The sequence below is a fragment of the Buchnera aphidicola (Aphis craccivora) genome (assembly GCF_005082145.1).
Classification (GTDB): domain Bacteria; phylum Pseudomonadota; class Gammaproteobacteria; order Enterobacterales; family Enterobacteriaceae; genus Buchnera; species Buchnera aphidicola_U.
In genome coordinates, this window is sequence record NZ_CP034897.1 from 204559 (window position 1) to 218984 (window position 14426).

At 23.9% G+C, this 14426-nt stretch carries 9 protein-coding genes and 1 pseudogene; 4 read left to right on the forward strand and 6 right to left on the reverse strand.

Annotation, left to right across the window (positions count from 1 at the left end):
- Window positions 1–36: 36 nt before the first annotated feature.
- From thrC to thrA, 3 genes are read right to left on the reverse strand one after another with little or no spacing between them, the layout of a single operon-like run.
- Window positions 37–1326, reverse strand: coding sequence for a threonine synthase (gene thrC, locus D9V60_RS00980; protein ID WP_158360500.1), 1290 nt, complete (start codon window positions 1324–1326; stop codon window positions 37–39).
- 3 nt (window positions 1327–1329) lie between these two features.
- Window positions 1330–2259 (reverse strand): homoserine kinase, encoded by a 930-nt coding sequence (gene thrB / locus D9V60_RS00985; protein ID WP_158360501.1) that lies wholly within the window; start codon window positions 2257–2259, stop codon window positions 1330–1332.
- Between the two features lie 21 nt (window positions 2260–2280).
- Entirely contained in the window at window positions 2281–4725 is a 2445-nt protein-coding gene (thrA, locus tag D9V60_RS00990) for a bifunctional aspartate kinase/homoserine dehydrogenase I (RefSeq protein WP_158360502.1), read from the reverse strand.
- A 691-nt stretch (window positions 4726–5416) separates the two neighbouring features.
- Between thrA and hpt the strand changes: the two genes are divergently transcribed.
- Window positions 5417–5950 carry a hypoxanthine phosphoribosyltransferase gene (gene hpt, locus D9V60_RS00995; RefSeq protein ID WP_158360503.1) on the forward strand — a complete coding sequence of 178 codons (534 nt, stop codon included), beginning with the start codon at window positions 5417–5419 and terminating at the stop codon, window positions 5948–5950.
- Between the two features lie 11 nt (window positions 5951–5961).
- Here the strand turns inward: hpt and panC are convergent, their stop codons facing one another.
- From panC to dksA, 3 genes are all read right to left on the reverse strand, one after another.
- Window positions 5962–6819: a pantoate--beta-alanine ligase gene (panC, locus tag D9V60_RS01000; protein WP_158360504.1), complete on the reverse strand. Its 858-nt coding sequence runs from the start codon at window positions 6817–6819 to the stop codon at window positions 5962–5964.
- Between the two features lie 32 nt (window positions 6820–6851).
- Entirely contained in the window at window positions 6852–7643 is a 792-nt protein-coding gene (gene panB / locus D9V60_RS01005; protein ID WP_158360505.1) for a 3-methyl-2-oxobutanoate hydroxymethyltransferase, read from the reverse strand.
- Window positions 7644–7744: 101 nt separating this feature from the next.
- Entirely contained in the window at window positions 7745–8200 is a 456-nt protein-coding gene (dksA, locus tag D9V60_RS01010) for an RNA polymerase-binding protein DksA (RefSeq protein ID WP_158360506.1), read from the reverse strand.
- 273 nt (window positions 8201–8473) lie between these two features.
- Between dksA and truA the strand changes: the two are divergent.
- The 3 genes and pseudogenes from truA (at window position 8474) to secA (ending at window position 14413) form a co-directional block, all read left to right on the forward strand.
- Window positions 8474–9285 (forward strand): annotated as a pseudogene (truA, locus tag D9V60_RS01015) (tRNA pseudouridine(38-40) synthase TruA).
- Window positions 9286–9373: 88 nt separating this feature from the next.
- Window positions 9374–11668 carry a penicillin-binding protein 1B gene (gene mrcB, locus D9V60_RS01020; RefSeq protein ID WP_261979257.1) on the forward strand — a complete coding sequence of 765 codons (2295 nt, stop codon included), beginning with the start codon at window positions 9374–9376 and terminating at the stop codon, window positions 11666–11668.
- Window positions 11669–11794: 126 nt separating this feature from the next.
- The gene (gene secA, locus D9V60_RS01025; RefSeq protein ID WP_158360508.1) at window positions 11795–14413 is read left to right on the forward strand and encodes a preprotein translocase subunit SecA; all 2619 of its coding nucleotides are present in this window, start codon (window positions 11795–11797) and stop codon (window positions 14411–14413) included.
- Window positions 14414–14426 lie beyond the last annotated feature (13 nt).

Here is a 14426-nt window from a genome sequence, read left to right on the forward strand (position 1 = left end):
TAGAGAGGGAAGTTGTCCTCTCTAATTTTTTAGTTTTTATTTATTTAGTAAAAATTCTTTAAGTTTATTAAAATCTGGGTTTATGTTATAGGATAATAATGGTAAATTAGTTCTACATTTAATTTCATTTGGTAAATCAATACTGTTTTTTAAAATTTTTTCAACAGTATCTTTGAATTTAGATGGATGCGCTGTTCCTAAAAATAAACCGTATTCATTTTCTTTTAGTTGATCATTTAATAATCGATATGCGATTGCGGCGTGTGGTTCAGAAACATATCCTAGTTTAAATAGTTCTTTAATTGTTTCTTTAGTGCTATTGTCTGATACACTTCCGAATCTTAAATCATTTAAATCCCAATTATTTCTGCGAAATAATTCTTCAATTCTAGGCCAATTATTTGGTTGGCTTATATCCATAGCATTAGAAATCGTAGATATAGTTTTTTTCGGTTTCCATTTTCTATTTTTTAAAAATCTTGGAACAGTATCATTTACATTTGTGCAAGCTATGAAAGATTTGATTGGTAAACCAAGAGATTTTGCTAGTAATCCAGCTGTTAAATTTCCAAAATTTCCACATGGAACAGCTATAACTAAGTTTTTTTGTTGTTCTTCTGTAATTAATGAAAAAGCTTCAAAATAATAACATATTTGTGCTAATAAACGACTGATATTAATAGAATTAGCGGAATTTAAACCTATTAATTCTTTTAATTTTTTATCATCAAAAGCTTTTTTAACTAAATTTTGACAATCATCAAAACTACCATTAACTGATATAGTTGTTATATTTTCTCCTAGAGTGCAAAATAGTTTTTCTTGTAAGAGACTAATTTTTCCTTTCGGATATAAAATAATTACTCGAATATTTTTCATTTTATAAAATGCATGCGCAACTGCAGCTCCAGTGTCTCCTGAAGTTGCAGTTAAAATAGTAAAAATTTCGTTTTTTTTCTTTAAAGAAAAGATCATTTGAGCCATAAAACGGGCTCCAAAATCTTTGAATGCTAGTGTTGGACCATGAAATAATTCAAAACAACTTATATTTTTATTAATTGAAATTTTTAATGGTTTTTTAAACGAAAATGCTTTTTTTACATGTTTATATAATGTTTTTTTAGATATTTCACTATCAATAAATTTAGAAAGTATTTCGGCACTTCTTGTAATAAAATCCATTTTTAATATTTCTGATAATTCAAAAGGTGTAATAATTGGTATTTTTACTGGAAAAAATAGTCCTTGTTGTTCTCCTAGTCCAAGTTTAATAGCAGTTTCAAAATTAACTTGTTCGTTATGATTTTTTAAATTGTACAGTTTCATTTTTTATCCTATTTTTCGAACACCTTTTGTATCTATATAACAAATATGAACAAATCCTGTTTTGTTTTGTAAATAATTTTTTTTAAGCCATAAAGATATTTTTTTCGCTATTTTAATGTTTTCTGAAACAGCAAAAATAGTTGGTCCTGAACCAGATATACCACAACTTATAGCTCCTAATTTTTTAATTTCTTCTTTATTTTTAAAAAAATTAGGTAATAATTTACTACGGTATGGTTCTGCGATAAATTCTTTCATACATCTTGCTGCTAAATTGGATTGTTGAGTATATGATGCATGAATAAAACTAGCTAAATAACGACTATTTTTTACACAAATGTCTTTTGTGTATTTTTTAGGTAAAATTTTTCTTGCTTCTGCAGTAGATAATTTGACTCCTGGCCAGGCTACTATCCAAAACCAAGTTGTAAAATTAGGTATTTTTTGACTAATTATATCAGAATCTTCTAAGATTAATTGAAGACCTCCAAGATAGGATGGAGCAACATTATCGTAATGAATACTTCCTGATATTTCTCCTTCCACTTCTCCCATAAGTAATAGTAATTCTTTTGAGTTTAATGGATTTTTAAAAATTTCATTAATTGCAACTAAAGCAGCAACTACAGAACAAGCACTAGAGCCTAATCCTGATCCAATAGGTAAGTTTTTTTCTAAAACTATAGAAACTGGGATATTTTTTTTTATTACTTTACAAAATTTAGACCAACATTTCCAGACAATATTTTGTTCTTGATTTATAGGTAACTGATTAGAGAAGATTCCTTTATTAAGTAACTGAAAATTTTCTGATAATTTTATTGTTATACAATCACCTAATAAATCACCATTTATTGGTTTAATAGCTGCACCTAAAATATCAAACCCAACTCCAACGTTACCAATAGAAGCTGGTGCATAAATTTTAATCATTACTGTACTCCACACTGACGTTTATAATATTATACGTAGTAGGTCGGAAAATACTCCAGAGGCAGTAACATTGTTACCAGCACCATATCCTCTTAATACAAGAGGAATCGGTTGATAATAATTCGTATAAAATGTCAGTGCATTTTCACCATTTTTTACTTTGTATAATGGATTATTACTATTTATTTCTTCAATCTTTACTGAACATTTTCCTCCTTTTTCTATTGTTCCAACAAAACGTAATACTTTACCTAAATCTCGTGCTTTTTTAATTCTTTCTAAAAAAGGAATGTCCATTTCTTTTAATTTATATAAAAATTCTTCAGTATTTTTACATTGTTTAAAATACTCAGGTAGTATTGGTTCAATTTTAATATCTTCTAATTCTATTTCATATCCTACTTCTCGTGCTAAAATTAATAACTTTCTAGCCACATCTATTCCTGATAAATCATCACATGGATTTGGTTCTGTAAAACCTAAATCTTTAGCTTTTTTAGTAGCATCTGATAATAAAATATTTTCTTCTAATTTTCCAAATATAAAAGATAGTGAACCAGATAATATTCCTTTAAAACAAATTAGATTATCACCTGTATTAAATAAATTTTGTAATGTTTGTATAACAGGAAGTCCTGCCCCAACATTAGTTTCATATAAAAATTTTTTATCTTCTTTTAATGCAGTAGTTTTAATTTCATTATAATATTTTAACGAACTAGTATTAGCTTTTTTGCTTGATGTGATAACGTGAAATCCTTTTGAAAAAAAATTAACATATTGTTTAGATAAAATTTCATCAGAAGTACAATCAATTAGAACAGAATTTAAAAAATAATTATTTTTTAATACTGTGTTTAATATTTCAAGATTAAATTTTTCTTTTGATTCTTTAAAAGCTGTTTCCCAATTTTTTAAATCAATTGAATCATCTAAAAATAATATTTTTTTAGAATTAGCGATAATACGAATTTTTATTTCTATATTTTTTTTTGCTAGAAAATTCTTTTGTTTTAATATTTGTTTTATTAATGATTTCCCGACTCCACCTATTCCAATTAAAAAAACATTTATAGTTTTTTGATTATGAAATAATGCATTGTGAACAATCTGCATACTTGTTAAAATTTTCTCTTTTTTAATTACTAAAGATATAGAATATTTTGAAGATCCTTGTGCAATTGCAAGAATATTGATTTTAGATTTTCCTAAAGAAGAAAAAATTTTTGAAGCAATATCGTATTTTTGAGAAATATCAAATCCAATTACAGATAATATAGATAAATTTTTAATTATATTGATATTATTTAAAAAATTTTCTTTTAATTCTATTTTAAATGATTTACTTAACAAAATAAGTATTTTTTGTGTTTCTTTTTCTAAAGTACAAAAACTAAAATTATTTTTTGATGATGATTGAGTAATTAATATAATATTAATATTTTCCTTTTCAAGTAGGTTTAATATATGAACAATGCCGTGATTTTTTTGTTTTAATAAATCACCAGGTATTGTAAACATTACAACATCATCTATATTGGTTACACCTTTTAAAATATTTTTATTGTTACTTTTTTCACAAATTAATGTGCCTTTGGCTTCGATATTAGAGGTGTTTTTAATAACACATGGTATGTTAAATTTCTTAAGTGGTTTAATAGTACGTGGATGTAATACTTTTGCTCCAAAATAAGACAACTCCATTGCTTCTTCATATGATATTGATTTTAATAAAAAAGTATTAGATATTTTGTTTGGATCTGAAGTAAAAACACCATCAACATCTGTCCATATTTCGCATAATTTTGCGTTTAAACAACAAGCTAATATTGCTGCAGAATAGTCTGATCCATTACGCCCTAATAATACTAGTTCACCTTTTTTGTTTCCTGAAATAAAACCGGGCATTAAAATAATATTATTGCTATTTATAGTCATTTGACTAATTCGTTTTTTAGATTCATTAATACTAACTGTAGAATTTAAAAAACTTCCGGTAGATATAATATTTTCAATAGGATTTATAACAGTAACTTTATGGTTTCGAGATTTTAATATATTTTTCATTATACAAATTGAAAGTATTTCTCCACGAGACATTATAATTGCTTGTATATTTTCAGGGTATGTTTTTAATGATATAAAATCGTTTATTATTTGTTTTAATTTATTAAATTCTATGTTTATTATTTTTTTGGTTTCTTCATATAAAAAGCAAGATTGTATTTTTGTAATTGTTTGTATTATTTTAATGAATATGTTTTCTGCAAATTTAATTTGGTCTAATATTTCGTTAATTTTAATATTTTTTTCAACGATGTTAACTAGATAATTAGTTATTTTAGCTGGAGCAGAAAGAACTATTGCAACTTGTTCATTATTTTTGTTTTTTTCTATAATATTAGCTACACATAAAAATTTTTCTGCATTAGCTAATGAAGTGCCACCAAATTTTAATAGTTTCATGTTTTATGAATCCTTAAATTTATTTCATAAAAAATTTTTATTATTTATAATTAATTTTTTTATTAAAATATATTACCCCTACATTATATGTGAGTTTATTTATAGCAAATTAGAATAGTTATTCTACTGTGATAAGATTATAAATAGATATTAATATTTTTTATTTAATACCTTGAGAGGTAAAATTAGTAAGTGTTTAAGTTAATTTAATTATTTTATTAGGCAGTTTTTAATAAGAATCAGATTTTTAATTGAAAATATATTTAAATTTTTTATTATTAGTATAACTTATATGTTATGAATTTTATCATAAATTTAGTTTGTCTTTTTTAAAAGTATTAGAAAAAATGATTTATTAACAATTTTTTATATTCATAAATAATTTTAAATAATAAGATTATTTATTAAGATATTTATTTTAATATAATACAAGATACATATTTTTAAGACATATCATAAATAAAAAATAATAAAATAATATGTAGAGTATTTAATTATAATTTTTAAATACAATAATTTTTATAACATAATGATTATTATTATTGCAATAGTTTAAAAAATAAATATTTTAATTTTTAATTAAGCGCTTAAATATTTTTTGATATTAATACTTTTTATTTTTGATAAAGATCAATTAGATTATTTTTAGTATAATAAAACTATAATTTAAATTAAAAAATTAATTAATATTATGAAACATACTATTAAAGTTATTTTTTCTGAAAAAGAATTAGATATTCGTGTTCGCGAATTAGGACGAGAAATTACTAAAAAATATAAAAATAGCACAAATAAAATGATATTAATTGCTCTATTAAGAGGTTCGTTTGTGTTTATAGCAGATTTATGTCGGAATATTAAAATCGAACATGAAGTTGATTTTATGACTACTTCTAGTTATGGACGTGGAATTATATCTAGCGGAGATGTAAAGATTATAAAAGATTTAGATGAAGACATTTATAATAAAAATGTTTTAATCGTTGAAGATATCATTGATTCTGGAAAAACTTTAAGTAAAGTATTAGGTATTTTAAAACTTAGAAATCCAAAATCTTTATCAATTTGCACGCTTTTAGATAAACCTGAATGTCGTGAAGTTAATATTAATATTGATTTTGTAGGTTTTTCTATACCTGATGAATTTATGGTGGGCTATGGAATAGATTATGCTCAATGTTATCGTTATTTACCATACATCGGTAAAGTAGTTTTTAAAAAATAAAAAATTTATTCTTAATTTAGTAATGTAAATTTTTTATTATCGATTAAACGAGTAGAACCTAACCAAACAGATGCAAGAATTATGTTTTTTTTATTTTTTTCAGAAAAATCATCTAATGTTTGAGAATTATACACATTAAATATATCCACTAGAAATCCTTTTTGTATTAAAGACATCTTTGCAAGATTTATAGTTTGGTGTAATTTTTTTCCATTATTTTTTAAGATAATATTTATTGTTTTTCTTATAATTTTATATAAAAAAGATGCTTTTTGGAGCTCTATATTAGTTAAATATTTATTCCTGGAGCTAAAAGCTAATCCATTTTTTAATCGAATTGTAGGTAAACTAATTATTTTTATTGGATAGTTTAATTCTTTAACAAAAGTTTTTACTATTAATAGTTGTTGATAATCTTTTTCCCCGAAAAATGAAAAATTAGGTTGTATTAAATTAAACAATTTTCCAATGATTGTTGTTACCCCTATAAAATGTCCAGGTCGCGATTTTCCTTCAATAATTTTAGATAATTTAGGTACTTGGATATAAGTATGCATTTTTAAACCATCGGGATAGATTTCAGAAATTTTAGGAGCAAATAAAATGTCTACTTTTTCGTTTTTTAACACCAAGCAATCTTCTATAAAAGTTTGAGGATATTTTTTTAAATCTAATAAATTATCAAATTGCATAGGATTAACAAAAATACTTACAATAACAATATCAGCATATTTTTTTGCTAATAAAATTAATTTTATATGACCTTTATGTAAATTACCCATTGTAGGCACTAATCCCAATTTTTTTTGTTTCTTTTTTAAAAATTGAATTGTTTTATATAAAGCATCGGTGGTTTTTATTATACGCATAATCATCTTAACTTATAGAATGTTTAAATTTTTTAAAAACTATTTTTTTCATTAGGGAAAATACCTTTTTTAACTTCATAAATGTATGTTTTAATTGCATTTTGAATGTTTCCATTTTGCGAAAGAAAATTTTTTGTAAATTTCAGTTTTTTTCCTTCAGTAATTCCTAATAAATCTTGCATTACTAATATTTGCCCATCGGTATAATTTCCAGCTCCTATTCCAATTACTGGGATAGATAATTTTTCAGTTATTATTTTTGATAATTTTGCAGGAATACATTCTAATACTAGCATTTTAATTCCTGCATCTTCAAGTAATAAAGCTTCTTCTATTATTTTATTTGCATCTTTTTCATTTCTTCCCTGAATTTTATATCCACTTAAATAATCTATATGTTGTGGAGTAAGCCCTATATGTCCGCATACTAATATTGAATGACTTGATAATTCCCTGATGATATGAATTAAGTTTTTTCCACCTTCTATTTTGATCATATTAGCACCAGATTGAATAATTTTAGAAGTATTTTTTAACGCTTGATTTATTTGACAATAAGACATAAATGGTAAATCAGATATTAAAAAAACATTTGGAGCACCTTTTCTTACTGCTTTTGTATGATATTCAATATTTTGAACTGTAACAGGAATTGTTGAATCATGACCTTGAAATGTCATACCAAGAGAATCTCCAACGAGTATGATTGGAATTCCTTGATTTGAAAATAACTTAGCAAAGCTAAAATCATAAGCTGTAATGGCAGCAAATTTATTTTTTTTATTTTTCCAATTCTGTAATGTGGAAATATTAATAGATTCCATTTTTGACCTAATTTTTTTTAATAAGTTAATTTAAATATAAATCAGTTAAAAGGATACTCGAGATAATTTAATGTATCAATCGAATATCCTAATCTATATTGTTAACCAGCCATTTGTTTTTCTCTAATTTCTGCTAATGTTTTACAATCAATACATAAACTTGCAGTTGGTCTGGCTTCTAAACGACGTATTCCAATTTCAATACCACAAGAATTACAATAACCAAAATCATTAGTTTTTATTTTTTTTAAAGTTAGTTCAATTTTTTTTATTAATTTTCGACTTCTATCTTGGTTCCGTAATTCTAAACTAAATTCTTCTTCTTGTGCAGCTCGATCAATTGGATCTGGAAAGTTAGTCGATTTATCTTGTATATAGAGTAGAGTGTGATTGATTTCAAATTTTAACTGATGTTTCCAAGTTTCAAGAATTTTTTTAAAATGTAACATTTGGTTTTCATTCATATATTGTTCATCTATTTTTTTTTGATAAGGTCTTAGTCCTGCTATAGAAAGAACATTTAAAGAAGATTTTTTTTTTTGTTTTTCTTTTTCCATAGTATTTTCCTAGTAAAAAATTAATTATATAGATTTTAAAAAATTATTTTTCTTCAGAAAAATAAGTATATATTATAAAGAATCTATAAATATTTTTATATGTAATATATTTTATTTTTTGCAAATGATTTTTTATATTGAGTACAATATTTTAAGAAGATTATTAAAATTAATTTTAACATAAACTTTAATTAAATATTTTTTATAAATTTATATATTTGTTTAAATTAATATTTACTTTGTCTATTAATTTGTCAATAAGGAAAATTTTAAATGATAGAAAAAAAAATAAAAAAATTTGCTTTAGGAGTAGAATATAATGGAGAATATTATCATGGTTGGCAACGTCAAAAAAAATATCCGTCTATTCAAGAAGAAGTAGAACGATGTTTATCTAAAATTGCAAATCATAAAATTAATGTAATTTGTGCTGGTCGAACTGATTCTGGCGTTCATAGTACAGGACAAGTTGTACATTTTGAAACTACTTCTATTAGAAGTAAATATGCTTGGACAGTGGGTGTGAATACTTATTTGTCTAAAAATATTTCAATTAAATGGGTGAAAGAAGTTCCTGATTACTTTAATGCACGTTATAGTGCGATTAAACGTACGTATCGTTATTTAATATATAATGCTCTTTGTCGTTCTAGTATTTTATATAAAAAATCAAATCATATTTACAAAAAATTAAATGTTTTAAAAATGCATTCTGAAGCGCAAAGTTTATTAGGAAATCATGATTTTTCTTCATTTCAAGCATTAGGCTGTCAATCTTCTTCAGCTCAAAAAACAATAACGGAAATAAATGTTTATCGCATAAATAATTTAGTTGTTATTGATATCACAGCAAATTCTTTTTTATATCATATGGTTCGAAATATAGTTGGTTCTTTAATTCAAATAAATTGTATTAACAAAGAAAATATTATGAAAGATTTATTAAAAAAAAAAATCGAAATTATGCTGGACCTACCGCTCCAGCAAAAGGTTTATATTTGTTATATGTTCAATATCCTAAATGTTTTAACTTACCAATATTTGAAGATATTTTTTTAAAATATAATAATGATTTTCTTAAATAAAGAATATTTTTAAAAGTTTATTTAAATTATTAAACAAAATATAATTTTTTAATATAAAATGTTTTAATTAATAAGGTTTTTAATATATATGAATAAAAAAAAAATAAAATCATTAGTAAAAATTTTTATTCTAATATTAATTTTAATAATTTTTTATGGTTTTTTTTTATATATGAAGATGAGCCGTTTAATCAATGGTAAGGTATGGCATTTTCCCATCTCAATATATGGTAGAATAATAAATTTAGAACCAGGAAGTTTATTCTCTCAAAAAGAAATTGAAACATTTTTAAAGAGCACAATGTATAGTAAAGTCGATAAAGTGATACTTCCTGGTGAATATAGTATACAAAATAATAAAATAGAATTTATACGGCGCGCTTTTAATTTTCCTGATATTAACGAAAATGAACTTTATGTAAGATTAGTTTTTAATACAAATTCTTTATTAAAAATTCAAAATGTTGAAAATTATCGTGATTTTAATTTTTTTCGTTTGGAACCAAAATTAATTAGTATGTTAAATTCTTCTAAAGAAAAAAAACGTATTTTTCTTCCTCGATCTAAATACCCTATGATTTTAATTAAAACATTATTAGCAATTGAAGATAAAAATTTTTATAAACACGATGGAATTAATATATCATCTATTATCAGAGCTTTATTAGTTAATATTACAGCAGGAAAAACAATACAAGGAGGTAGCACTCTTACCCAGCAATTAGTTAAAAATCTTTTTTTAACAAATACTCGTTCAATATGGAGAAAAATGAACGAGATGTATATGGCGTTGATTTTAGATTGTTTTTACAAAAAAGATCGCATTTTAGAATTATACTTAAATGAAGTATATTTAGGACAAGATGGCAACGAACAAATTCGTGGTTTTCCACTAGCTAGTCTTTATTATTTTGGCCGTCCGATTGATGAATTGAATTTAGATCAATACGCTTTGTTAGTTGGGATGGTAAAAGGAGCATCTTTATATAATCCTTGGAGCAACCCAAAACTTGCTTTAAATAGAAGAAATTTGGTTTTATTAACTTTGTATAATAAAGGATTAATTGAAAAAAACATTTATATTAAATTATCTAAAAGACCTTTAAAAATCCATCCAAAAGGATTTATAATTTCAGATCATCCTGATTTTTTACAACTTGTTCAAATGGAAGTAAAAGAAAAATTAAGAAAAAAAACTAAAATTTTATCAGGTTTAAAAATATTTACTACTTTAGATTATTTATCTCAAAGTTCTGTTGAAAAAGCTGTTAAAACAAGTATTCCTATACTAAAAAAGAAAAAAAAATTAAAAGATTTAGAAATTGCAATGATCGTAGTAGATAAATCTAATGGAGAAATTAATGCGCTAATTGGTAGTTCTCATCCAAAATTTTATGGTTATAACCGTGCTTTACAAGCTCGTCGTTCTATTGGTTCTTTATCTAAACCTGTTATTTACTTACAAGCGTTATCTAATCCAAAAAAATATCATTTAAATACTTGGATATCTAATCAGCCTATTGCTATTAAATTGAAAAATGGTAAATATTGGATCCCAAAAAATAATAATAATCAATTTAATAAACGCGTAATGCTTTTAGAAGCACTAACTCACTCTATTAATATACCTATAGTTAATCTAAGTATTGATATAGGTTTAAATTCATTAATAGAAAATTGGATAAATTTAGGTATTTCTAAAAAATATTTAACTCCTTTTCCTTCAATATCATTAGGATCTATTAATTTAACACCTATTGAAATTGCTCAAGTTTTTCAAGTAATTTCAAATGAAGGTTGCAAATCATTATTATCTTCAGTTAGATTTATTGTTTCTGATGATGGAAAAATATTATATCAAAGTTTACCACAATCTAAAAATATAGCTTCTTCTGAAGCTGCATACTTAACAGTATATGCTATGCAAAAAGTTGTAACTTCTGGAACAGCTAAATCTTTAGGAGCTTTATTTAAAAATTTTTCTTTAGCTGGAAAAACTGGTACTACAAACAATTTAGTAGATAGTTGGTTTGTAGGGATAGATGGAAAACAAATTGTAGTTACTTGGATAGGAAGAGATAATAATAAATCAACTAGATTATACGGTTCTTCTGGTGCGATGCGAGTTTATCAAAAATATCTTGAATATCAAAGTCCAATACCATTAATATTAAATCGCCCTAAAAATATTCGTATGTTTTATATGAATAATAATGGAGAATTATTCTATAAAAAAAATAATGAATACACAGAATCTGTGCCAATATGGTTTTTCAATACTCAAAATTTATATAATAAAAATATATACTTAAAAAGTAATTCTAAAAAAAATAGTAAACATAAAAAAAATTTTTTATTTTGGATGAAAAATTTTTTTACATAAAATCTTAATTCTTTTGAATTAATAAATTTAACGTTAAATAAATATTTAAAAATAAAGTAATTTATTTATTATGTATTGTATAAATATTTTTAATTTATAATAAGAATATAATTTGAGAATTATAATATGTTAATTAAATTTTTAAAAAAAATTTTTGTAAATTATAATGATCGTATTTTAAAAAAATACGATAAAATTATCTCTAAAATTAATTATTTAGAAAAAACTTTTGAAAAATTTTCAGATATACAGCTTAAAGAAAATAAAAAATTATTTCAATCACGCTTAAAAAACGGGGAAGATTTAAATGATTTGTTAGTAGAATCTTTTGCTACAGTCAGAGAAGCAAGTAAACGTGTTTTTAATATGCGTCATTTTGATGTTCAAATACTTGGTGGAATAGTTTTAAATAAACAATGTATTGCAGAAATGAGAACAGGAGAAGGAAAAACTTTAACCTCTACTCTTCCTGCTTATTTAAATGCTTTATCTGAAAAAGGCGTTCATATAGTTACGATGAATGATTATTTAGCAGAAAGAGATGCTAAAAAAAATACTCCATTATTTGAATTTCTTGGTTTATCAGTAGGATTAAATTTATCTGGAATGTCTTTTGCTGAAAAAAAATATGCTTATTCTTGCGATATTACCTATGGTACAAATAATGAATATGGATTTGATTATTTGCGTGATAATATGATTTTCTCTAATGAAGAACGAGTTCAGCGTAAATTAAACTATGCAATAATAGATGAAGTAGATTCAATTTTAATAGATGAAGCTAGAACACCTTTGATTATTTCAGGCCCTTCGGAAGATAGTTCTTTTTTATATAAAGAAATTAATAAAATAGTACCTTTTTTAATTGTCCAGAAAAAAGAAGATTCTGATGATTTTCAAGGCCAAGGTCACTTTTCAATAGATGAAAAATCAAAACAAATTTATTTAACTGAAAGAGGGTTAATTAAAGTTGAAAAGTTATTGATTAATAAAGGTTTGATGAAAAAAAATGAATCGTTATATTCTTCTAATAATATTATATTAATGCATCATGTTTTATCTGCTTTACGTGCTCATAAATTATTTATTCGAGATGTAGATTATCTAGTAAAAAATAATAGTGTAATTATTGTAGATGAACATACAGGTAGAACTATGCCTGGAAGAAGATGGTCGGATGGATTACACCAAGCAATAGAAGCTAAAGAAAAAGTTTCCATTAAAAATGAAAATCAAACTTTGGCGTCTATTACATTTCAAAATTATTTTCGTTTGTATAAAAAAATTTCAGGTATGACAGGTACCGCAGAAACTGAGGCGTTTGAATTTAGTGCTATTTATAATTTAGATACAATTGTGATACCTACAAATAAACCAATGATAAGAAAAGATATGCCTGATTTAGTTTATATGACTGAAAAAGAAAAAATATATGCTATTTTAAAAGATATTCAAAAATGTATCGAAAAAAATCGACCTGTTTTAGTTGGAACAGTATCTATTGAAAAATCGGAAGTTATCTCAAAAAAATTAAAAGAATTGAATATTAAACATAGTGTTCTAAATGCAAAGTTTCACGCACAAGAAGCAGAAATAATAGCTCAAGCTGGAAAATCTAAATCAGTAACAATTGCTACTAATATGGCAGGAAGAGGTACTGATATAGTTTTAGGTGGAAGTATAGATTTACAGTTGAATAAAAAAATGTCTTTAAAAGAAATTGAAATAATTAAAAGAAAATGGAAAAAAGAACATGATTTAGTTGTATCATCTGGAGGTTTACATATTATTGGCACTGAGCGTCACGAATCACGGCGCATTGATAATCAACTAAGAGGACGTTCAGGCCGTCAAGGAGACAGTGGTTCTTCTCGTTTTTATTTATCTATGGAAGATTCTTTAATGAGAATTTTTATATCTGACAAAATTATTAATATGATGCGAAAATTAGGACTTTCTACTAATGAAGCTATCGAGCATCCTTGGGTCACTAAAGCTATTGAAAATGCTCAAAAAAAAGTAGAAAATAGAAATTTTGATATCAGAAAACAATTGTTAGAATATGATGATGTTTATAATGAGCAACGTCGTATAATTTATTCTCAACGTAATAAATTAATTAATTCAAAAAATATTAAAAAAATTATTAATGATATTTTAATAGATGTTTTAAAACATACTATAAAAAAATATATAAATAAAAAAATAGAAAAAGATAATTGGAAAATTTTAGATTTAGAAAAAAAATTAAATGTTGAATTTAATATATATATATCAATTTTAGATTGGACAAAAAAAGATCCTAATTTAAATGCAGATAGTATTATAGAAAAAATTATTAATATTGCACAAAAAAATTATACAGAAAAAGAAAATTTAATAGGTGATTCTAATATTAGAATTATAGAAAAGTCGATTATGTTACAAACATTAGATGATCTTTGGAAAGATCATTTGTCAGCTATGAATTATTTAAGACAAGGTATTCATCTTCGTGGTTATGCACAAAAAGACCCTAAACAAGAATATAAAAGAGAATCTTTTAATATGTTTTCTAACATGTTAGAATTATTAAAATATGAAGTTGTATCCTTTCTTAGTAAATTAAATGTATCTTATACAAAAAAATACTTTAATTTTAAAGATAATGCAAAAAAATCATTAGATGATATTAAAATTGGAAGAAATACATTATGTTTTTGTGGTTCTAATAAAAAATACAAATATTGTCATGGTATTTTATAGTTGTATTTTTAAA

What these genes read in the sequence shown, in the direction of transcription:
- thrC (WP_158360500.1), bottom strand. Translation starts at nt 1,326, where the DNA reads ATGAAACTGTACAATTTAAAAAATCATAACGAACAAGTTAATTTTGAA.
- thrB (WP_158360501.1), bottom strand. Translation starts at nt 2,259, where the DNA reads ATGATTAAAATTTATGCACCAGCTTCTATTGGTAACGTTGGAGTTGGG.
- thrA (WP_158360502.1), bottom strand. Translation starts at nt 4,725, where the DNA reads ATGAAACTATTAAAATTTGGTGGCACTTCATTAGCTAATGCAGAAAAA.
- hpt (WP_158360503.1), top strand. Translation starts at nt 5,417, where the DNA reads ATGAAACATACTATTAAAGTTATTTTTTCTGAAAAAGAATTAGATATT.
- panC (WP_158360504.1), bottom strand. Translation starts at nt 6,819, where the DNA reads ATGCGTATAATAAAAACCACCGATGCTTTATATAAAACAATTCAATTT.
- panB (WP_158360505.1), bottom strand. Translation starts at nt 7,643, where the DNA reads ATGGAATCTATTAATATTTCCACATTACAGAATTGGAAAAATAAAAAA.
- dksA (WP_158360506.1), bottom strand. Translation starts at nt 8,200, where the DNA reads ATGGAAAAAGAAAAACAAAAAAAAAAATCTTCTTTAAATGTTCTTTCT.
- mrcB (WP_261979257.1), top strand. Translation starts at nt 9,374, where the DNA reads ATGAATAAAAAAAAAATAAAATCATTAGTAAAAATTTTTATTCTAATA.
- secA (WP_158360508.1), top strand. Translation starts at nt 11,795, where the DNA reads ATGTTAATTAAATTTTTAAAAAAAATTTTTGTAAATTATAATGATCGT.